Raw genomic sequence first — 21462 nt, forward strand, 5'->3', positions numbered from 1 at the left:
GAAAGTGACCTCAATATTTTTAAGTAAATCAACGGGAGAATTGAAAGGCAGGAGAAAGTAACATGTCAGAAAATTATCGTTCTCGAGAGGAGCGACGACAAGTTAAAAAGAAAAAACAGCCAGCTTCTAAAACACAAAAACCAAAAGGTAAAACATCGTTCTTTCGTAAGTTTTTGATTACTTGTTTATTACTTGGTATTGTTGGTTTAGTGGCGGGGGTTGCTACCTTCTTCGTAATGATTAAGGATGCACCAAAACTTGAGAAAGCAAAACTTGTTAATCCGTTATCCTCAAAAATTTATGATAAAAATGGCGATTTGGTATATGAATACGGGAAAGAAAAACGGACGAATGTTACGTATGATCAAATTCCTAAATTAGTAGAAAATGCATTTTTAGCAACTGAAGATGCACGTTTTTATGAGCATAGTGGAGTAGACTTTAAAGGTACTGCCCGTGCTGTCTTGGTGAGTCTTAAAGGAGATTACGGTTCACAAGGTGGAAGTACAATAACGCAACAAGTTATTAAAAACTATTTCTTATCGATGGAAAAAACATCAAAACGTAAAGTTCAGGAAATATATTTAGCGTATAAGCTAGAACAACAATATTCAAAACATGAAATTTTAGAAATGTATTTAAATAAAATTAATTTAGGAAACCGTTCATATGGAATCGCAACAGCAGCACAAAACTACTATGGTAAAGAATTGAAAGATTTAACATTACCAGAAGTTGCGATGCTTGCAGGTTTACCGAAAGCACCAAATAACTATGATCCATCGAAACCAGAAAATGTTCAAAGGGCAACAGAAAGAAGAAATGTTGTACTAAAATTAATGAACCGACATGGTTATATTACAAAGGCAGAAATGGAAGAAGCATCAAAAGTACCAGTGGATAAAAATATTAAGAGTGCAGCTGAGCTACAAGCAATGCCATATCCTGCATTTATGGATGCAGTTGTGAAAGAAGTAGAAAAAGAATTGCCCGATGCTAATATTGGCTCAGATGGTTTAGAAATTCATACAACTTTGGATCCAAAAGCACAGAAATTAGCTGATAATATTTTAAATACAAATATTATTAATTATCCAAATGATAAATTCCAAGGTGCTTTCACATTTATGGATACGAAAACAGGTGAGGTTCGTGCTATAGGTAGTGGACGCGGTGAAAATAAAGCAGTATTTAAAGGGCATAATATGGCAATTGAATTAGATCGTGCAGCTGGTTCGACGATGAAGCCAATCTTTGATTACGGTCCTGCAATTGAATACTTAAAATGGGCTACGTATCATCAAATTGATGATTCTCCATTTAAATATTCAACTGGACAAGAACTTCGAAATGCGGACAGAAGTCATTTAGGCCCAATTACTATGCGTGAAGCATTAAAAATGTCACGTAACGTTCCAGCAGTTAAAACTGCAAAAGAAGTAGGAGTTAATAAATCAAAGGAATTCTCTGAGAAATTAGGTATTACATTTGATAAAGCGCCAGAAGAATCTACAGCTATTGGTACAAACGAAGTATCACCAACTGAAATGGCGGGTGCTTATGCGACATTTGGTAATGGTGGAAAATATGCAAAACCGCATTTTGTTAAGAAAGTAGTTTATCCAGACGGCAAATCACAAAGTTTTGAGCAAAAACCAAAACAAGTTATAGCTGACTCTACAGCATATATGATTACTGATATGCTTCGTTCAGTAGTAACATCAGGTACTGGTACAGCAGCAAATATAAGTTCTTTAGATGTAGCTGGTAAAACAGGCACAACAAACTATGCTTCAAAACAATTAGCTCAATATAACATTCCAGAAAGTGCGACTCGTGATAGTTGGTTTGCAGGTTATACGCCGCAATATACGATGGCAGTATGGACTGGGTATATGAAAGATGGTAAAGACGAGTATATTAGTAGTAAAAATACGAAAATCGCACAGTTGATCTTTAAAGAAATGATGAGCGAGATGGCTACAGATAAATCAAGATTTAAAATGCCAAGTAGTGTAATTCAAGAAGGTAGTGAGCTGCGTATAAAAGGGGAAAAACGTGATTCTTCTCCAAATACGAGCGTACCGGATACAACGGAACAACCAAAACAAGATCAACAGCAAAAAACTGAAGAAGAGAAAAAGCAAGAAGAATTAAAGAAACAAGAAGAACTTAAAAAACAAGAAGAACAAAAGCAACAAGAGGAACTGAAGAAGCAAGAAGAACAAAAGAAACTAGAAGAGCAAAAGAAACAAGAAGAAAAGAAACAAAATGAACAAAATAATGGAAATGGCCAAGGAACGACACCTCCAGCAAATAACGGAGGAGGCCAAGGAAATACAACACCACCAGCGAATAATGGAGGAGGCCAAGGAAATACGACACCTCCAGCAAATAACGGAGGAGGCCAAGGAAATACAACACCACCAGCGAATAATGGAGGAGGCCAAGGAAATACGACACCACCAGCGAATAACGGAGGAGGTCAAGGAAATACAACACCACCAGCGACCACACAACCAGATACTGGCGGGAATGCAGGAGAAGCCCCTGTCAATAATGGACAATAAGAGAAGTTAATAAAAAGTACAAAAAAGCACTTAAGATTTGTGAAAATTACAATCTTAAGTGCTTTTTTATCGTTTAAATTAAAATATTGATTATTGATTTCCTATAGAAAATTCTATAGTAAGCAGTTTATAGGTTTTTAGGATTAAATAGTTGTTATGTGAAATTACTACATAATTTTCTATTTGAAGTATTATTTTCGTTAAAATGCAGCAGCTATGCAATGATGAATTTAAATGTTAAAAGTACCGTAGAAATTTTGAAAATAAATTGATGGAAAATGATAAAAGACTTGAGCCTGAGGCAATGGAGTATAACTGGGGTTGTAGAAGGTAGTACTACTTGGATGTGCGCCATGATGCCAAAATGAGGGAGTAACTTGACCGGGAATTTGATAGTGTTGCCAAGTTGCAGGGAGTTCAATTCCTGCATCGGAACTAGCTGTATGAACGGCTGGAACGTGTATCCCAGGAGTCGAAGGAACGACGGCTGTTACTCTTGAAGACACCCACATAACATAATCACTCCTAAGTTGTGATAATAAAGTAGTATATTCTTTTCACGCGTATAAAGGTACATATAGATAGGACTTTAGGCTAATGTATACTTATAAAGTTGTAAGACCAATTTAAATTGATGGTGGACCATTTATTATAAAAAGATACGTCTATTTACGGAGGGAACAGGGACTAAGAAAATGTAAAATGGAGGTGTTAATTGCAATAACATACGTGTTTATGGAGGAATTTTAATGGAACGATTATGGACGAAATCATTTATTCAAATGACTTTCGCAATGTTATTTTTATTTACAGGATTTTATTTACTAGTTCCAACGCTCCCACTCTTTATTAAAGAGATAGGCGGCAATGAATCACAAGTCGGACTTATGATGGGAATGTTTACAATAGCGGCAGTTGTAATACGACTGATTATTGGAGGGATGTTGGATCAATATGGTAGAAGATCGTTTATTATTTTCGGGCTCATCTTTTTTGGGTTAACGATGTACTCTTATAATTTAGCGACGACAATTGTCCTTTTAGCTGTTTTACGTGTTATTCACGGGGTAACATGGGCTGTTTCTACAACAGCTGTTGGAACAGCGATAACTGATATTATTCCAGATTCACGCCGTGGTGAAGGTATGGGTTGGTACGGGATGGCTATGACAATTGCAATGGCAATCGGCCCAATGATTGGATTATCGGTTGTACAACATTATTCATTTCACGGCCTATTCTTGTTAGCAACTCTTTTATCCTTTATGGCAGTTTTATTATCGTTCATGACGAAAATGCCATTCACACCACAAAAAGAAAAAGGGAAAATGCAACTGTTTGAAAAATCCGTTCTATCAATTACGATTGTTGTTTTCTTTTTATCATTTGCATATGGAGGGATTACGACGTTTTTACCGCTATTTGCATCGTCAATTGATGTGAATCCTGGGACATTCTTTCTTGTATATGCAGTTGCTTTAACGACTGTAAGACCAATTTCAGGAAAACTATTAGATAAGTATGGAGAAGTATTTATCATACTCCCGGCACTATGTATTACGATTATCGCAATAGTTGTATTAACGATTTCAAATAGTTTAATGGGTGTAGTTATCGCAGCTGCATTATACGGTGTTGGATTCGGTTCAGCACAGCCCGCATTACAAGTAGCGATGCTTACAATTGTTGATCCGAGTAAAAGAGGAGTTGCTAACGCTTCATTCTTTACCGCATTTGATTTAGGGATTGGACTTGGTGCAATTTTACTTGGAGTTGTTTCGCAAATGTTCGGTTACCGTATTTTATTTGCAGGTAGTGCAATTTCAGGACTAATCGCTTTCATTATTTTTGTCATTTTTGTAAAACAGCGATTAGGTAAAAAAGAATTTGCGTAAATGGGAGTAACAAAGATCAAAATTTCAATTGAACTTAACGATTTACAATGGTTAAAGGATAACATAATAATAATTCAATTCAGCCGGACTATTCTTTAGGGATAGTTTCTGAGAAATCAGATGGGGAAAGCGTGTCAGTTGAGAAAAAAGTCATTCTATTTTGGGAGATGTTTATAATCTTTGGTACTTTAAAAACTATCATTTAGTTAAATGTTACTATGAGGAAACGAAAGAAATTCAATTTAATTATGTAAAATAATAACTTTTTTAAAAGTAAATAAGTTTTATATAAGAATTATATTGAAGAGATAGTGAAATAAATATTATGAAGAAACGAGTTGTATATGTGTACAGCTCGTTTTTTTATTTTCTAAAAAAAAAATGGGAGAATGATATGTTCTGTAGGATTTTCTGATTCATCCTTATATTTTGTTTTAATAAGGCGGACAAAGAAGTCTGTCCTTTCTTTATAAAATATGAAAATTATTTTTGAAAAATTGTATTGTTACATCGGTAAAAGTATAGGGAACTTATCATTATAAAATAAATTGAAATCTTCTAAAAACTCTGATACATTGAAATAGAAATGTAGTTTCACGATTTTGTAAAGGCTTACAGTTATGTGCACGAAGATCTATTAGGATTGGAGGAAATAATGATGAAAGCTGAAGAAAAATTTTCCCCGGGATTAGATGGTATAGTGGCAGCGGAGACGAAAATTTCGTTTCTTGACACAGTGAAAGGTGAAATTGTAATTCAAGGGTATGATTTAATCGAACTCTCAAAAACAAAAGAGTATTTAGATATTGTGCACCTTTTATTGGAAGAAAATCTACCGAATGAGGATGAAAAAGCAAAACTCGAAAAGAAATTAAAAGAAGAATACGCGGTACCAGAAGGCGTATTCAACGTATTAAAGGCATTACCGAAAGAAACGCACCCGATGGATGGATTGCGTACAGGTGTGTCCGCATTAGCTGGTTACGATAATGATATCGAAAACCGCTCGTTAGAAGTAAACAAAAGCCGCGGGTACAAATTATTGAGCAAAGTACCAAACATTGTAGCGAATAGCTATCATATTTTAAATAATGAAGAGCCAATTCAGCCTCTGCAAGAATTAACATATAGCGCGAATTTCTTCTATATGTTAACAGGTAAAAAACCAACTGAACTTGAGGAGAAGATCTTTGATCGTTCCCTTGTTTTATATAGTGAACATGAAATGCCAAACTCTACATTTACAGCGCGCGTTATTGCATCAACGCAATCGGACTTATATGGTGCTTTAACAGGTGCAGTTGCATCTTTAAAAGGTAGCTTACACGGTGGTGCAAACGAAGCGGTTATGTACATGCTTTTAGAAGCTGGTAATGTTGAGAAGTTTGAAGAGTTGTTACAGAAGAAACTATATAACAAAGAAAAAATTATGGGCTTTGGACATCGTGTGTATATGAAGAAGATGGATCCAAGAGCACTGATGATGAAGGAAGCTTTAAAGCAGTTATGTGATGTAAAAGGCGATTATACACTATATGAAATGTGTGAAGCTGGAGAAAAGATTATGGAGAAGGAAAAAGGAATTTATCCGAACCTTGATTATTACGCAGCTCCAGTATATTGGATGCTTGGTATTCCAATTCAACTTTACACACCAATCTTCTTTAGCTCTAGAACAGTAGGACTATGCGCGCACGTAATTGAGCAACATGCGAACAATCGATTGTTCCGTCCACGTGTAAATTATGTTGGCGAGCGACATGTACTTAGTAAATAAGAACAACTGGGGAGTTGTTAGCGCCGCCCGCTAGATGGGTGTTTGACCGACACCCATCATTAATAATAACGAATTTTCGACAGAAAGGGAAGAATAGTATGATTAAAACAAATGAAATTAAACAAAAAGATGCATTATTAGAAGAAATTGCGGATTATGTATTAAATAAAGAGGTAACTAGCGCAGAAGCATTCAGTACTGCTCGTTACGTATTACTTGATACACTTGGATGCGGAATTTTAGCATTACAATATCCAGAGTGTACGAAATTACTAGGACCAGTTGTACCAGGAACGATCGTGCCGAATGGTACACGTGTACCAGGTACGTCATATGTGCTTGATCCAGTGAAAGGTGCATTTAATATCGGATGTATGATCCGTTGGTTAGACTATAACGATACTTGGCTTGCAGCAGAGTGGGGACATCCATCTGATAACTTAGGCGGTATTTTAGCAGTTGCAGATTATATTAGCCGTGTTCGTATTTCAGAAGGAAAAGAACCATTAAAAGTACGTGAAGTATTAGAAATGATGATTAAAGCACATGAAATTCAAGGTGTACTAGCTTTAGAAAATAGTTTGAATCGTGTTGGTCTTGACCATGTATTATACGTAAAAGTAGCAACAACTGCTGTAGTTGCAAAAATGCTCGGCGGAACACGTGAAGAAATCTTTAATGCATTATCACATGCATGGATTGATAATTCTAGTCTTCGTACATATCGTCATGCACCAAATACAGGCTCACGTAAATCATGGGCAGCAGGTGATGCAACAAGCCGCGGTGTTCATCTTGCAATGACTGCTCTAAAAGGTGAAATGGGATATCCAACAGCATTATCTGCACCAGGCTGGGGATTCCAAGATGTATTATTCAATAAACAAGAATTAAAGTTAGCAAGACCATTAGAGTCTTATGTAATGGAAAATGTATTATTTAAAGTTTCATATCCAGCAGAGTTCCATGCACAAACAGCTGCAGAGTGTGCTGTGAAATTACATCCAGAAATTAAAGAAAGATTAGATGAAATTGATCGTATTACGATTACAACTCATGAATCAGCAATTCGTATTATCGACAAAGAAGGTCCATTAAATAACCCAGCTGATCGTGATCATTGCTTACAATACATTACGGCAATTGGTTTGTTAAAAGGAGATATCGTTGCGGATGATTATGAGGATGTAGTAGCAAATGATCCACGTGTAGATGAATTACGTAATAAGATGGTTGTTGTTGAAAACAAACAGTACAGTTTAGATTACCTTGACCCGAACAAGCGCTCAATCGCCAACGCTGTTCAAGTTCATTTCAAGGATGGCACTGTAACAGAAAATGTGGAATGTGAATATCCACTTGGTCACCGTTTCCGTAGAGACGAAGCAATTCCAAAAGTTGTTCAAAAATTCACTGCAAATATGGCAGGTCATTATTCTAGTAAGCAACAAGAACAAATTCATGAAGTTTGTCTAAATGAAGAAAAACTAGAAAATATGAATGTAAACGAATTTGTAGATCTATTCTTAAATTAATAATAGGGGGAATTTAGAATGGCTTGGGTTGTGAATAAACAGTCAACACAAGAGGAGCTTGCGAATCGCTTCCGAGCTTTAGTAGAAGCAAATGGGATTTTGCAAATTCCAGGTGCTCATGATGCAATGGCTGCTCTTGTTGCGAAAAATACAGGTTTTTCAGCTTTATATTTATCAGGAGCTGCTTATACTGCAAGTAAAGGTCTACCAGATTTAGGAATCGTGACGTCTACTGAAGTAGCAGAAAGAGCAAGAGATCTAGTAAGAGCTACAGATTTACCAGTTCTTGTTGATATTGATACAGGATTTGGCGGTGTATTAAACGTAGCGAGAACAGCAGTAGAAATGGTGGAAGCAAAAGTTGCGGCTGTTCAAATTGAAGATCAACAATTACCGAAGAAATGTGGACATTTAAATGGTAAGAAACTCGTTACTACAGAAGAATTAGTTCAAAAGATTAAAGCGATTAAAGAAGTTGCACCAAGTTTATATATTGTGGCACGTACAGATGCTCGCGGTGTAGAAGGCTTAGATGAAGCGATTGAAAGAGCGAACGCTTATGTAAAAGCAGGTGCAGATGCGATATTCCCTGAAGCGCTTCAATCAGAAGAAGAGTTCCGTCTATTTAATAGTAAAGTAAATGCGCCTTTACTTGCGAATATGACTGAGTTCGGGAAAACGCCATATTATAGTGCAGAGGAATTTGTGAATATGGGCTTCCAAATAGTTATTTATCCTGTAACTTCACTTCGTGTTGCAGCGAAAGCATATGAAAATGTGTTTACTTTAATTAAGGAAACAGGTTCTCAAAAAGATGCACTTTCAAGTATGCAAACGAGAAGTGAGTTATATGAAACAATTTCATATCATGACTTTGAAGAATTAGATACTGGAATTGCAAAAACAGTATTATCAGAGGATCAATAGATAAAACAACTAAGGCGATGAGAATACATCTTTGGCAAAACGAACTGCTTGATGTGACAATTCATCGCCTTCTGTTTTCAAAAATAAGAAATTCCACTCATCGTAGACGAGCATACGTAGTAGCAAGTAAGGCCGAAATGATAGGGGGATTCAGATGGAGAAAACAAAGTTACCGTGGGATGAATTTTTTTCACTTAATAAAGATGTGAATTATACTTTCTTTACGCCAGAAGATTTTTCAGGAGATGAAGATTTAATCGCAAAAACGACAGAACAATTCGTTAAACAAGAAATTGTTCCACAAATGGAGAATATAGAACAACATAACTATAAAATTTCTCGTCAATTATTTGAGAAAGCTGGAGAACTTGGATTATTAAGTATCGAAGTCCCAGAAGAGTACGGTGGATTTGAGTTAGGAAAGGCAGTTTCAGGGCTTGTAGCAGAAAAAATGGGATACGCTGGTGCATTTAGTGTTTCCTTTAATATACACGCTGGTGTAGGTACATTGCCTTACATATATTACGGAACGAAAGAACAAAAAGAAAAATATTTGCCGAAAATTTCGTCTGGAGAATGGATTGGGGCGTATGCTTTAACTGAGCCAAATGCTGGTTCTGATGCTTTAAGTGCAAAAACAAGTGCAGTATTAAATGAAGATGGTACTGCTTGGAAGTTAAATGGTGAGAAGCAGTGGATTACAAATGCTCATATGGCAGATGTATACGTTGTTTTTGCGAAGACAAATAAAGGAATGACAGCGTTTATTGTCGAAAGAACATGTGAAGGTGTATCCATTGGACTAGAAGAAAAGAAAATGGGGATTAAAGGTTCTTCAACGGCTACCCTAATTTTAGAAGATGTTGTCATCCCTGCTCAAAATGTTTTAGGGGAAGTTGGAAAAGGGCATCACGTAGCTCTTAATATTCTTAACTTCGCTAGACTAAAGTTGGCTTTTGGAAATATTGGAACAGCAAAACAAGCAATTGGTTTGTCGGTTCAATATGGAAAAGAGCGAAAACAGTTCCAAACGGAATTAGTAGATTTTACGATGATTCAAGAGAAAATTGCAAATATGATCATTGCTACATATGGAGCAGAAAGTGCAGCCTACCGTACAGCAGGTGTAATTGATGAAGCAATTCATGAGAGCGATGAAGATCTTATGAAGAAAATGTCTCAATTTGCAATTGAATGTGCACTTAATAAAGTAAATGCTTCTGAAACACTTGGTCACATCGTAGATGAAGCTGTACAAATTCATGGTGGTTACGGTTATATGCAAGAGTACGAGGTAGAACGATTATATCGTGACGCTAGAATTAGTCGTATTTTTGAAGGAACAAACGAAATTAATAGATTAACAGTTGCTAAAATGTTAATGAAGCAAATAGAACAAATTGAAGATACTGAAGTAGAAGTTGATGTAGCAAATATTGAAAGAAACCATCGTTACATTTTATTAGCGAAAAAATTGTTGAAACAATCTTTGAAAACGCTCTCTAAAACTCCAGGGTTAAAAATTGACCAAGAACAAGAATATTCACGTGTATTATCAAATATGTTAACGGACGTGTACGTCATGGAATCAGCATTTTTACGCACGAGTAAAGCAATTAGTAAAAACGGTGAAGAGAAAGAGCGTACGAAACAAATGATAACTGATGTTATTTGTGAAGAAGGCTATCGTAAAGTAGAAGAAGCAGCGATTTCTATACTTTCAGCGGCTGTCACAGAAGAACAAGATAGACACGTAATTTTAGCTGAAATTCGTCAATTATTAGTGCCTTTATACACGAACGTATTTACAAAAAAGAGAGAAATTGCGAAAGCTATTATAAATCGTGGAAAGTATATTGTGTAAATAGGAGGAAAGCGATATGAAAAAGATTGGCTTTATCGGTTTAGGTAATATGGGTCTTCCGATGTCTAAAAATTTAGTTAAATCGAGTTACACAGTATACGGTGTGGATTTAAATAAAGAGGCCGAAGCTTCCTTTGAAAATGAAGGAGGAATTATTGGCTTATCAATCTCAAAACTAGCAGAAACATGCGATGTGATTTTTACAAGTTTACCTTCACCTCGCGCTGTTGAAGCGGTGTATTTTGGGGAAGAAGGATTATTTGAAAATAGCCACTCGAATGTAGTTTTAATTGATACAAGTACTGTATCTCCACAATTAAACAAACAGTTAGAGGAAGCTGCAAAGGAAAAGAAAGTAGACTTTTTAGCAGCACCTGTTAGTGGTGGGGTAATTGGAGCTGAAAACCGTACATTAACGTTTATGGTTGGTGGATCGAAAGAAGTATATGAGAAAACGGAATGTATCATGGGCGTACTAGGCGCGAATGTTTTCCATGTTAGTGAGCAGATTGATAGTGGCACAACAGTTAAATTAATTAATAACCTATTAATTGGTTTTTATACAGCTGGTGTGAGTGAAGCTTTAACATTAGCGAAAAAGAATAATATGGATTTAGATAAAATGTTTGATATTTTAAATGTAAGTTACGGTCAAAGTAGAATTTATGAGCGTAATTATAAAAGTTTCATTGCAACTGAAAACTACAATCCAGGATTTACTGTGAATTTATTAAAGAAAGATTTAGGATTTGCAGTAGATTTAGCGAAAGAAAGCGAACTTCACTTACCAGTAAGCGAAATGCTATTAAACGTATATGAAGAAGCAAGTGAGGCAGGATATGGTGAAAACGATATGGCTGCTTTATATAAGAAAGTTAGTGAACAGTTAATTTCTAATCAAAAATAAAAGACTTATATACATCATAAAAAAGGAGAGAATATAATGATTACAACTGAAATTAAACGAGTAAAAAATCATATTAATGGTGAGTGGGTAGAATCTACTGGTACAGAAGTAGAAGCAGTTCCGAATCCGGCGACTGGAAAAATTATCGCTTACGTTCCGCTATCTCCGAAAGAAGATGTTGAAAAAGCTGTTGAAGCGGCAAAAGCAGCATACGAAACATGGTCTAAAGTACCAGTTCCGAATCGTTCAAGACAATTATATAAATATTTACAGCTTTTACAAGAAAACAAAGAAGAGCTTGCTAAAATCATTACGCTAGAAAATGGTAAAACATTAACGGATGCAACTGGTGAAGTGCAGCGAGGGATTGAAGCGGTAGAACTTGCAACATCAGCACCAAATTTAATGATGGGACAAGCTCTTCCGAATATTGCTAGCGGCATTGATGGATCGATTTGGCGCTACCCAATTGGAGTTGTTGCTGGTATTACACCGTTTAACTTCCCAATGATGATTCCATTATGGATGTTCCCACTTGCAATTGCTTGCGGTAATACGTTCGTATTAAAAACATCAGAAAGAACGCCACTTTTAGCAGAGCGACTTGTAGAGTTATTCTATGAAGCTGGTTTTCCAAAAGGGGTATTGAATTTAGTACAAGGTGGAAAAGATGTTGTAAATAGCATTTTAGAAAGTAAAGATATTCAAGCTATTTCATTCGTTGGATCTGAGCCGGTAGCTCGTTACGTGTATGAAACAGGTACGAAACACGGGAAACGTGTACAAGCGTTAGCTGGTGCAAAAAACCATGCGATTGTAATGCCTGATTGCAATCTTGAGAAAACAGTGCAAGGTGTAATTGGATCTGCATTCGCAAGTAGTGGAGAGCGCTGCATGGCATGTTCAGTAGTAGCAGTAGTTGATGAAATTGCTGATGAATTCATCGACGTACTAGTAGCAGAGACGAAGAAGTTAAAAGTAGGTGACGGTTTCCACGAAGATAATTATGTTGGACCATTAATTCGTGAATCTCATAAAGAGCGCGTATTAGGCTATATTAATAGCGGTGTAGCAGATGGAGCAACTTTATTAGTTGATGGTCGCAAAATTAAGGAAGAAGTTGGAGAAGGTTACTTTGTAGGTGCGACAATCTTTGATGGTGTAAATCAAGAAATGAAAATTTGGCAAGATGAAATTTTTGCTCCAGTATTAAGCATTGTACGAGTTAAAGATTTAGAAGAAGGTATTAAATTAACAAATCAATCTAAATTTGCAAATGGCGCGGTTATTTATACGTCAAATGGTAAACATGCACAAACGTTCCGTGATAATATCGATGCTGGTATGATCGGTGTAAACGTAAACGTTCCAGCACCAATGGCATTTTTCGCATTTGCAGGAAATAAAGCTTCATTCTTTGGTGATTTAGGTACAAATGGTACAGATGGTGTTCAATTCTATACACGTAAAAAAGTTGTAACAGAGCGCTGGTTTTAATAGAGAGTAAACAGCCAAAACAGTTGTTAAATGAAAAACGCCACTCTGAAGATGTGGTGTTTTTCGTCTTGTTAATTATTTTTTTCAAAAGCTAGTTTAATACCAAAACCAATTAAGACGATTCCTGTTAAGCCTTGAATATAACGTTGCGTCCTCGGTTTTTTCATAAAAGCACTAATTTTATCAATTAAAAATATATAAAAAGCGAACCAAATAACTGTTAATACGAGGTAAGTAAGACCCATTACGAGAAGTTGAATAAACGTATTATGATTTGGATTTAAAAATTGAGGTAAAAAGGTTAAAAAGAAGACTGCAACTTTAGGGTTTAATAAATTCGTAAGAAACCCTTGGCGAAAGCAAGAAGTGTGTTCATCTTCATTATTTAAAGATATATCGTTCGTATCAAAGCCTTCTTTGTTTCTTACCGCTAAAAGGGCTTTAATGCCAATATAAATTAAATACAGAGCTCCAACGTACTTGAAAATAGAAAATAAAAGAGCTGACTTTACAATAATTGCGGAAAGTCCGATTACTGCTGCTAAAGTATGAATTAAAAGTGCAACACATGTACCGAACACTGTTTTCACTCCACCGACCTTACCGGCAACCAATGTATTTTTCGTCGCCATTGCAGTATCAGGACCGGGTAAAATAATAAGACAAATAGACATAATGATGAAAAGAAAATAATTTTCAATCATAGTTGCTCCTCCTTTTTATTTTTAGAATATTTGATTAAAAATAGTGTAGCACACATTTTTGATTTAATAAAATTAAATTTTATTAAAAATTATTAAATGCGAAAGAGGCTATATAGTAGTGAAATTCCACTACTTTATAGCCTCAATTTTATCCCGCATGACCGGACGATCGGTGAGGGCTAATAATAAGCGGGTAATGAACCCCCACTTATTAATGTTTCACCTTATTATGCATTAAGTAAGTTAAAGAACCGATTTACATCTTCTTCTGAAACATCACTTAATTGCTTATATTTATAATTCGGATTTTGATCTTTATCAACGACAACGGATCGTACTCCTTCGAAGAAATCTTCATGTCTCATGAAATTTTTAGCAAGTACAAGGTCGGTAGCGAAACATTCTTCAACGGATTTATCTTGTCCATCAATAAACTGTTTTAAAGTTACTTTTAATGAAATAGGGGATTTTGATAATAGCGTTTCTTTCGTTTTTAAAGCAAAGGAACTTTGAGCTTTCTCCAATGAATCGGTGATCTCTTCAATTGTATCGAATGCAAAATGTGAATTAATTTCTTCTAATGAAGTAGAAAGCTCGCTTTCTAAGTTTGGAGCAGTTGCAAATGTACGAATGAATTCTTTTAAATGAGTATGTACATCATCTTGTTTATACCAATTTACACTTTCAAGTTCAGTAAGGAAAATTGGTAATGAATCAGATGTCATAAAGTAATCAGCAGCGTTTATAAATAATACGTCAGAAGCTTTTAAAACAGATGCTGTTAAAGCAACATAGCGGCCAGCAAACCCTGGAGCTTTATTTAAGAAATAAGCAGCACCGACATCTGGGAAGAAGCCTATATTCATCTCTGGCATTGCCCATTTCGTACGCTCAGTTACAATTCGATATTTCGCACCATTTGTAATACCGACACCACCGCCCATTACAATTCCATCTAAACAAGCGATGATCGGTTTTTTATATTGATAAATATATGTATCAATTTCATACTCTTCTTCAAAAAAACGTTCCGCATGCTGCAATGCAGCTTCATTTGAACGCGCTTCATAAAGAGTTTTAATGTCGCCGCCTGCACAAAAACCTTTTGTGCCAGCTCCTTTTAATACGATAAGCGCAATTCGCTCATCATGTTCCCATTCTTTCAGTTTTTGCCCAATTGGTTGCAACATGTCATAAGATAAAGAATTAAGTGCTTTTGGGCGGTTTAAAGTAATTGATGCAACGCCGTTTTCGCTAACAGAAAATAAAACGTGTTCAGTCATAATTCATCCTCCCTTACATATCTTCTTATTCTTAATTCTTGATACGTACTGAAATGTCCTTTATAAATTTTGTCTAAAGTTGACGGTACGTGTTAATTTGTATACCGCATATTTTGACGAGATATATTTGCAGGATTTCTGAGGTTGAAAATGAATATTACAACATTACTGTAATTGTAATTATTTGAAATTATCATGATAAACACGCTATTATATATGTGTAAATTGTGCATAATCACTTCAAAAAGAGTATTTGAAGTGATTATGCTGAAAGAAAAATTGCTTTTCATTAGAAATAGAGAAAGGAGAAATCGGAATGCCAGGACCTTTACTATTGTCGGTGATTATTTTGTCTTCTTTAATGATAGGGATAACGCAGTATTTTCATCATACAGATACGACAGAGGAAGTGAAGGATAAAGTACGACTTGTATTTCCGATTTTTATCATATCTATTTCTTTTTGCATTTTATTAAATAAGGATGGGTACATTATCGCAGTATTTTCATTTTTTGTAGCGATCGTTTTCATTACAGTTTTATATTATGTAATGAAAGACTTTATACAAAAATAAAGATGTCACATTAGACATTTTTATTTTTACAATAAATAAAATTTCACATACCGTATTATATATAAAAATAAAAAACATATAGCGGTAGAAAAGTGTGTACTTTGTCGTGTATTTACTTGTCAATCTTGCATAGCCAATATACTATTAATAGTGTAGAGATTAGAAAAAGGGGTTGTATCTGTCATGAAATTTGAGATGCACACAAAAATTATTTCAAATGAAAAAGAAGTAAGATTACATATAGAAGAAAACATATTTCAATTAAAATTGGATGGTTATCACTTATTTACAGTTCAAGAAATATTGCCTTTATATAAATCAAATGAAGAAAGAATTGGTAGTGCAATGATACAAAAGTTAGAGTGGGAAAACGGAGAAACTACAATAAACTATCAACTCGTATCACTAAAATCAGTAAATTAAAAGGAGCAGGAAACTATGAAGTTATTTCATACAGCGGATTGGCATTTAGGAAAGCTCGTTCATGGCGTGTATATGACTGAAGATCAAAAGATTGTATTAGATCAGTTTGTACAAGCTGTTGAAGAAGAAAAACCAGATGCCGTAATTATTGCAGGGGATTTATATGACCGAGCAATTCCACCTACGGAAGCAGTAGACTTATTAAATGATGTTTTACAAAAAATAGTCATTGATTTACAAACACCAGTTATTGCGGTTGCAGGAAACCATGATAGTCCAGATCGTATTCATTTTGCAAGTAGTTTAATGAAGAAACAAGGATTATTTATTGTGGGACAATTTCAATTTCCATATGAGCCAATTATATTAAATGATGAATATGGCGAGGTTCACTTCCATCTCGTTCCATATGCGGATCCAAGCATAGTTAGACATGTTTTGAAAAACGAAGATGTACGTTCTCATGATGATGCGATGCGTATTTTTATGAATGAGCTTTCTGAAACAATGGATAAAGAAGCAAGACACGTATTTGTTGGTCATGCATTTGTAACTTCTGCGGGAGAAGCGGAAGAGAATACAAGTGATGCAGAACGACCACTTTCAATTGGTGGTGCTGAATACGTAAATAGTCATTATTTTGATAAGTTTCATTACACAGCGCTTGGACATTTACATCAAGCGCATTTTGTACGTAATGAGACAATTCGATATTCAGGTTCTCCACTTGCATATTCTATTTCTGAAGAAAAACATAAAAAAGGATATTATATTGTGGAACTGGACGAGCAAGGTGAAGCAACAATTGAAAAAAGGTTACTTGCACCACGTCGTAAAATGCGAACAGTAGAAGCGAAAATAGATGAATTATTACAACATCCAGTAAGTGAAGATTATGTGTTTGTAAAATTATTAGATGAAAATCCTGTCTTGCAGCCAATGGAAAAAATACGATCTGTATATCCAAATGCAATGCATGTTGAAAGATCTATTCAAAGACGAGAGTTCACAGAGTCAAATGAAGTAACTGTTTCAAGACATAAAACGGATGATTTATCGTTATTAAAGGCTTTTTATAAAGAAATGAAAGGCTTAGATTTATCAGAAGAGAAAGAACGTCTATTTGTAGAAGTACTACAAACAGTGCAAGAACGGGAAGGTGAACGAGGATGAGACCGATTCAGCTAATTATGACAGCATTTGGGCCATATAAACAGAAAGAAGTAATCGATTTTAACGATCTTGGAGATCATCGTATTTTCGCCATTTCTGGGAATACAGGAGCTGGAAAGACAACGATTTTTGATGCGATTTGTTATGTGTTATATGGTGAGGCAAGCGGAGAAGAACGTAGTGATACGAGCATGCTTCGCAGTCAATTTGCTGATGATAATATGTATACAAGTGTAGAACTAACCTTTCAGTTAAAAGGGAAACGTTATGAAATAAAACGACAACTTGGACATAAAAAACAAGGGAACAAGACAATTACGGGACATGCAGTAGAACTATATGAAGTGATTGATGAAGAGAATGTTCCAGCTGTTGATCGTTTCCATGTAACGGATGTAAATAAAAAAGTGGAAGATTTAATTGGTTTAAGTAAACATCAATTTAGCCAAATTGTTATGTTACCACAAGGGGAATTCCGAAAACTATTAACATCTGAGACAGAAAACAAAGAAGAAATTTTACGTCGTATTTTTAAAACGGATCGTTATAAGTTAATGCGTGAGTTACTTGATCAAAAACGAAAACAATGGAAAGAAGTTTTACAAGAAAAACAGAAAGAGCGAGAGCTATACTTCCGTAATGTTTTCAAATTACCAATCCGCGATGGAGCATTATTAGAGACATTGGTGGAACAAGAACATGTAAACACGCATCAAGTAGTAGAAGCATTAGAACAAGAAACAGATGTGTATAAGGCAGAGGTGGAGCAATTACAAATAGAACAAGATGTTCAAACGAAGCAATTAAAGGATGCTGAAACACGTTTTCATGCAGCGAAATCCATAAATGAGAAATTTATAGATTTACAACAAAAGAATGAGAAATATAACACTTTACAAGAAAATCGTACAGTCATTGAAATGAAAGAAAAATCTTTTAAACGTGCGGAAGAGGCGAAGCGCTTATTACCATTTGAACAATGGTATGAAGAAGCAATGCAAAATGAGCAGAAGGCTGAAAGTTTATTAAAACAAATAATCGCTAAAAAAGAAAATGTAACGAAAAACTTTGAACTTTCTCAGGAGAAATATGAAGCGGTAAAGAATAAAGAACCTGAGAGAGAAAATGCAAAAAAACTTGTTCAAAGATTAGAAGAGTTACAACCGATTATTGCATCATTAGCTGAGAAACAGTTGAATTTACAAAATGCAGAAATTCAAATAGGGAAATTAAAAGAAAGTATGCAAAACTTAGATCGACAATTAGATGAGCATACAAATCAAAAACAGCTAATGTCTGATGAATTACAGCAATTAGAACGAGCACTTGAGCAATATGTAGCTAAAGTAGAGGAACTAACGAATATGCGAGAAGATGCCAAAGTTTTAAAGCAAGCATATGATGTTTGGCAAGAAAAGCAAAAATTCGAGAAAGAAAAAGAAGTGGCATATAATAAGATGCGATTGGCAGTTAACGCATATGAAAATATGGAACGTCGCTGGTTAAGTGAACAAGCTGGTATATTAGCTCTTCATCTACATGATGGCGAATCTTGTCCAGTATGTGGTAGTACGAACCATCCGAAAAAAGCTACAGAGCAAAGTAATGCAATCGATGAAAAAGAGTTAAACGATTTAAGAGAAAAGAAAAATGTTGCTGAAAAATTACATGTTCAATTAGAGGAGAAATGGAATTTCTATCACCTACAATATGAGCAGGTAATAGGGGAAGTTAAGAAGCGAGGCTATCGCTCAGAGGAATTAGTTGAAACATACAGTGCACTTGTTCAAAAAGGAAAACAATTAGCAACTGAAGTAAATACGCTAAAAGCGAGTGAAGAAACGCGTAAGCAAACTGCTGTGAATATAAAGAGTGTAGAAGAAAAAGTAGATGCACTTCAGAAACAAAAGCGTGAGGTAGAAACAGTACAGCACCGTACAGAAATGGAGTGTATGCAACTTCGTACGTCATATGAACATGATAAGAAAAATATTCCTGAAAACTTACAAACAGTCCAAGCTTGGAAAGTCCAGTTTGACCAAGCTATGCATGAACTCAAATTAATGGAGGACGAATGGAAGAAAGTGCAGGAAGCGTATCAACATTGGCAAAATGAAAATATACGTATTCAAGCAGAACAGGAAAGTGCTTCTAATCAATTTGAAAGTACAAAATTGAAGAAAGAAGAGACGTTTACGCGCTTTATGAAAGAGCTTGAGCAGAGCGGATTTACCGATCAAATTACGTATAAAGAAGCTAAATTAAGTGATATTGAAATGGAGATGTTACAAAAAGAAATTCAAAGTTATTATTCATCTCTTGAAGTGCTTGCAAAACAAATTGAAGAGTTACATGCTGAATTAAAAGATAAAGAGTACATGGATATTACGGCGTTAGGTGAACACATAACAGAATTACAAATTAATCTCGATATAATAAAAGAAAAACGCCAACGTGCGCAAACTGCGGTAACGTATATTTTTGATTTACATGAAAACATTAGACGTATTGATGAGCAAATTCATGAGGAAGAAAAAGCGTTCCAAGAACTTGTTGATTTATATGAAGTAATGAAAGGTGATAACGAAAGCCGTATATCATTTGAACGTTACATCTTAATAGAGTATTTAGAACAAATTGTTCAAATTGCAAACGAACGATTACGTAAATTATCAAATGGACAATTTTATTTAAAACGAAGTGAACGAGTTGAAAAGCGAAATCGTCAAAGTGGATTAGGATTAGATGTATACGACGCATATACGGGCCAAACACGCGATGTAAAAACATTATCTGGTGGTGAGAAATTTAATGCATCGCTTTGCTTAGCGCTTGGAATGGCAGACGTCATTCAATCGTATGAAGGCGGTATTTCCATCGAAACGATGTTTATCGACGAAGGTTTTGGTTCATTAGATGAGGAGTCATTAACAAAAGCAGTTGACGCCTTAATTGACTTACAAAAATCAGGCCGATTTATCGGTGTCATTTCACACGTTCAAGAGCTGAAAAACGCAATGCCAGCTGTATTAGAAGTAAAGAAGCAGAAGGATGGGTGTAGTCAGACTCGTTTTGTGGTGAAGTAAGTTCAAGTGTAATTCAAAGTATTGTTTGTGATCTTCTAGTAAAGAACTTATGATAAAACAAATGCCGCCTCTTTTTAGAGACGGCATTTATTTGTGATTCAAAATTAAATAATTCACTTAGGAGTTATCTGTAGAAGGCGGTGTATTTTCCAATCGATTATAAGTCTTAAAGGCCGAAATTGCCGAGATAACACCACCGACTAAAAATAAAGCTGATCCACCGACCAAAATGATACGACTGACATATGTTTCACGAGCTTCTTCAACTTCTTCTTGTAACATTGTTGGCATTTGAATTCCTCCTAAACAACATTTATTTTGTAGATAGTATATACAAATGCCTAAAATATGTTAAAATCACTGGATAGTATTATGAGGAAGTATATAGTTAGATGTGAATTGCTTGAAAAATCTTCATTATAAATATATGCTAACTTCACATAGAGCACATATTAACATTGTATTATGTATATGTACCAAATAAATAAAGTGAATTGTATTTCGTTCTGTTTTTAAACATTTAAAATTCTATTATTTTTATATAAAGGTTTCACATCGGAGTTTTAAATATTTTGGAAATAGATATAAATAAGAGGAATTCATATAAAAGGGGAATGTCTTATGACAACATATACGAGTGAAATGAGAAAAAGTTTAGTTTCAGAAGAAGATGTAGATATTTTGAAAATTATGGCGCACCCAATCCGATTACAAATTGTAAATGAATTAAGTACGAGAAAAACTTGTAATGTAACACAATTAACAGAATTACTAAATATTCCACAATCGACTGTTTCGCAACATTTATCAAAAATGAAAGGTAAAGTGTTACGAGCTGAGAGAAGGGGCTTAGAAATTTATTATCATATTAATAATTTAAAAGCGAGTAAGATTGTAAGTGTTTTAGGATATATAAACTAATGAAGTATTTTCATAAAAAATAGCCGCTGCTGGTGAGCAGGGGCTATTTTTTGTTGTTTTATGTATTCGTATTTAAAATTTTATAGTTTTTATGATTTACAATCGTTCGATCAAATTCAAAAGTACCACCGCTTACATTTGTAATTTCAACTAAGACCGATTCAGTATAAAGTTTTAATACAGATCCTGTAATCTTTAAATTATTTCGTTGAAAAAGTATAGTATCCCCTACGTTTGCTTTCATAGTACCTCCTTATTAAAGACAGAAATATTTTTTTATTATATATATTAAACCACGTATAGATATATTAGTGAATATTTAGTTT

At 34.9% G+C, this 21462-nt stretch carries 18 protein-coding genes and 1 pseudogene; 14 read left to right on the top strand and 5 right to left on the bottom strand.

From position 1 onward, the window contains the following. Positions 1-62 precede the first annotated feature (62 nt). A complete protein-coding gene (locus ABH961_RS06605) occupies positions 63-2570 on the top strand; it encodes a PBP1A family penicillin-binding protein (RefSeq protein ID WP_098068837.1) in 2508 nt (835 codons plus the stop codon). 230 nt (positions 2571-2800) lie between these two features. Here the strand turns inward: ABH961_RS06605 and ABH961_RS06610 are convergent, their stop codons facing one another. Continuing rightward, positions 2801-3082 (bottom strand): hypothetical protein, encoded by a 282-nt coding sequence (locus ABH961_RS06610; protein ID WP_048546653.1) that lies wholly within the window; start codon positions 3080-3082, stop codon positions 2801-2803. Between the two features lie 237 nt (positions 3083-3319). Here ABH961_RS06610 and ABH961_RS06615 point away from each other — a divergent pair, with 237 nt between their 5' ends. From ABH961_RS06615 to ABH961_RS06650, 8 genes and pseudogenes are all read left to right on the top strand, one after another. Continuing rightward, positions 3320-4465, top strand: coding sequence for an MFS transporter (locus ABH961_RS06615; protein WP_404519072.1), 1146 nt, complete (start codon positions 3320-3322; stop codon positions 4463-4465). Positions 4466-4533: 68 nt separating this feature from the next. Beyond that, positions 4534-4724, top strand: a pseudogene (locus ABH961_RS06620) (hypothetical protein); the annotation flags it as partial. A gap of 396 nt (positions 4725-5120) precedes the next feature. Beyond that, positions 5121-6242: a citrate synthase gene (mmgD, locus tag ABH961_RS06625; RefSeq protein WP_048546658.1), complete on the top strand. Its 1122-nt coding sequence runs from the start codon at positions 5121-5123 to the stop codon at positions 6240-6242. A 98-nt stretch (positions 6243-6340) separates the two neighbouring features. Then, positions 6341-7777 carry a 2-methylcitrate dehydratase gene (gene prpD / locus ABH961_RS06630; protein ID WP_000598118.1) on the top strand — a complete coding sequence of 479 codons (1437 nt, stop codon included), beginning with the start codon at positions 6341-6343 and terminating at the stop codon, positions 7775-7777. An 18-nt stretch (positions 7778-7795) separates the two neighbouring features. Continuing rightward, complete coding sequence (gene prpB, locus ABH961_RS06635; RefSeq protein WP_098076291.1) at positions 7796-8704, top strand: methylisocitrate lyase; 909 nt, start codon at positions 7796-7798, stop codon at positions 8702-8704. Positions 8705-8858: 154 nt separating this feature from the next. Beyond that, on the top strand, positions 8859-10568 hold the full coding sequence (locus ABH961_RS06640) for an acyl-CoA dehydrogenase family protein (protein ID WP_048546662.1): 1710 nt from the start codon (positions 8859-8861) through the stop codon (positions 10566-10568). 16 nt (positions 10569-10584) lie between these two features. Next, positions 10585-11475 (top strand): NAD(P)-dependent oxidoreductase, encoded by an 891-nt coding sequence (locus ABH961_RS06645; RefSeq protein WP_048546663.1) that lies wholly within the window; start codon positions 10585-10587, stop codon positions 11473-11475. A 36-nt stretch (positions 11476-11511) separates the two neighbouring features. After that, the gene (locus tag ABH961_RS06650) at positions 11512-12972 is read left to right on the top strand and encodes a CoA-acylating methylmalonate-semialdehyde dehydrogenase (protein ID WP_060488680.1); all 1461 of its coding nucleotides are present in this window, start codon (positions 11512-11514) and stop codon (positions 12970-12972) included. A gap of 71 nt (positions 12973-13043) precedes the next feature. On the opposite strand, the gene ABH961_RS06655 is transcribed toward ABH961_RS06650, so the two are convergent. Both ABH961_RS06655 and ABH961_RS06660 read right to left on the bottom strand, forming a co-directional pair. After that, positions 13044-13676 (bottom strand): LysE family translocator, encoded by a 633-nt coding sequence (locus ABH961_RS06655; RefSeq protein WP_000572331.1) that lies wholly within the window; start codon positions 13674-13676, stop codon positions 13044-13046. 227 nt (positions 13677-13903) lie between these two features. After that, the gene (locus tag ABH961_RS06660) at positions 13904-14959 is read right to left on the bottom strand and encodes an enoyl-CoA hydratase/isomerase family protein (protein ID WP_048546667.1); all 1056 of its coding nucleotides are present in this window, start codon (positions 14957-14959) and stop codon (positions 13904-13906) included. 316 nt (positions 14960-15275) lie between these two features. Here ABH961_RS06660 and ABH961_RS06665 point away from each other — a divergent pair, with 316 nt between their 5' ends. From ABH961_RS06665 to ABH961_RS06680, 4 genes are all read left to right on the top strand, one after another. After that, positions 15276-15533: a hypothetical protein gene (locus ABH961_RS06665; protein WP_046955733.1), complete on the top strand. Its 258-nt coding sequence runs from the start codon at positions 15276-15278 to the stop codon at positions 15531-15533. Positions 15534-15716: 183 nt separating this feature from the next. Further along, a complete protein-coding gene (locus ABH961_RS06670) occupies positions 15717-15956 on the top strand; it encodes a DUF2584 family protein (RefSeq protein ID WP_098049347.1) in 240 nt (79 codons plus the stop codon). Between the two features lie 15 nt (positions 15957-15971). Next, positions 15972-17129: an exonuclease SbcCD subunit D gene (locus ABH961_RS06675; RefSeq protein ID WP_098076287.1), complete on the top strand. Its 1158-nt coding sequence runs from the start codon at positions 15972-15974 to the stop codon at positions 17127-17129. Further along, complete coding sequence (locus ABH961_RS06680) at positions 17126-20215, top strand: AAA family ATPase (protein ID WP_098076285.1); 3090 nt, start codon at positions 17126-17128, stop codon at positions 20213-20215. Before ABH961_RS06675 ends, ABH961_RS06680 begins: the two co-directional genes overlap by 4 nt. A 117-nt stretch (positions 20216-20332) precedes the next feature. Here the strand turns inward: ABH961_RS06680 and ABH961_RS06685 are convergent, their stop codons facing one another. Next, entirely contained in the window at positions 20333-20506 is a 174-nt protein-coding gene (locus ABH961_RS06685; protein ID WP_001142748.1) for a hypothetical protein, read from the bottom strand. 330 nt (positions 20507-20836) lie between these two features. Between ABH961_RS06685 and ABH961_RS06690 the strand changes: the two genes are divergently transcribed. Continuing rightward, positions 20837-21136, top strand: a complete 300-nt coding sequence (locus ABH961_RS06690) for an ArsR/SmtB family transcription factor (protein WP_000214798.1) — start codon at positions 20837-20839, stop codon at positions 21134-21136. Positions 21137-21194: 58 nt separating this feature from the next. Here the strand turns inward: ABH961_RS06690 and ABH961_RS06695 are convergent, their stop codons facing one another. Continuing rightward, positions 21195-21380, bottom strand: coding sequence for a YkvS family protein (locus ABH961_RS06695; protein WP_000646791.1), 186 nt, complete (start codon positions 21378-21380; stop codon positions 21195-21197). Positions 21381-21462 lie beyond the last annotated feature (82 nt).

This window comes from Bacillus sp. RC251 (assembly GCF_044908765.1).
Classification (GTDB): Bacteria; Bacillota; Bacilli; order Bacillales; family Bacillaceae_G; genus Bacillus_A; species Bacillus_A wiedmannii.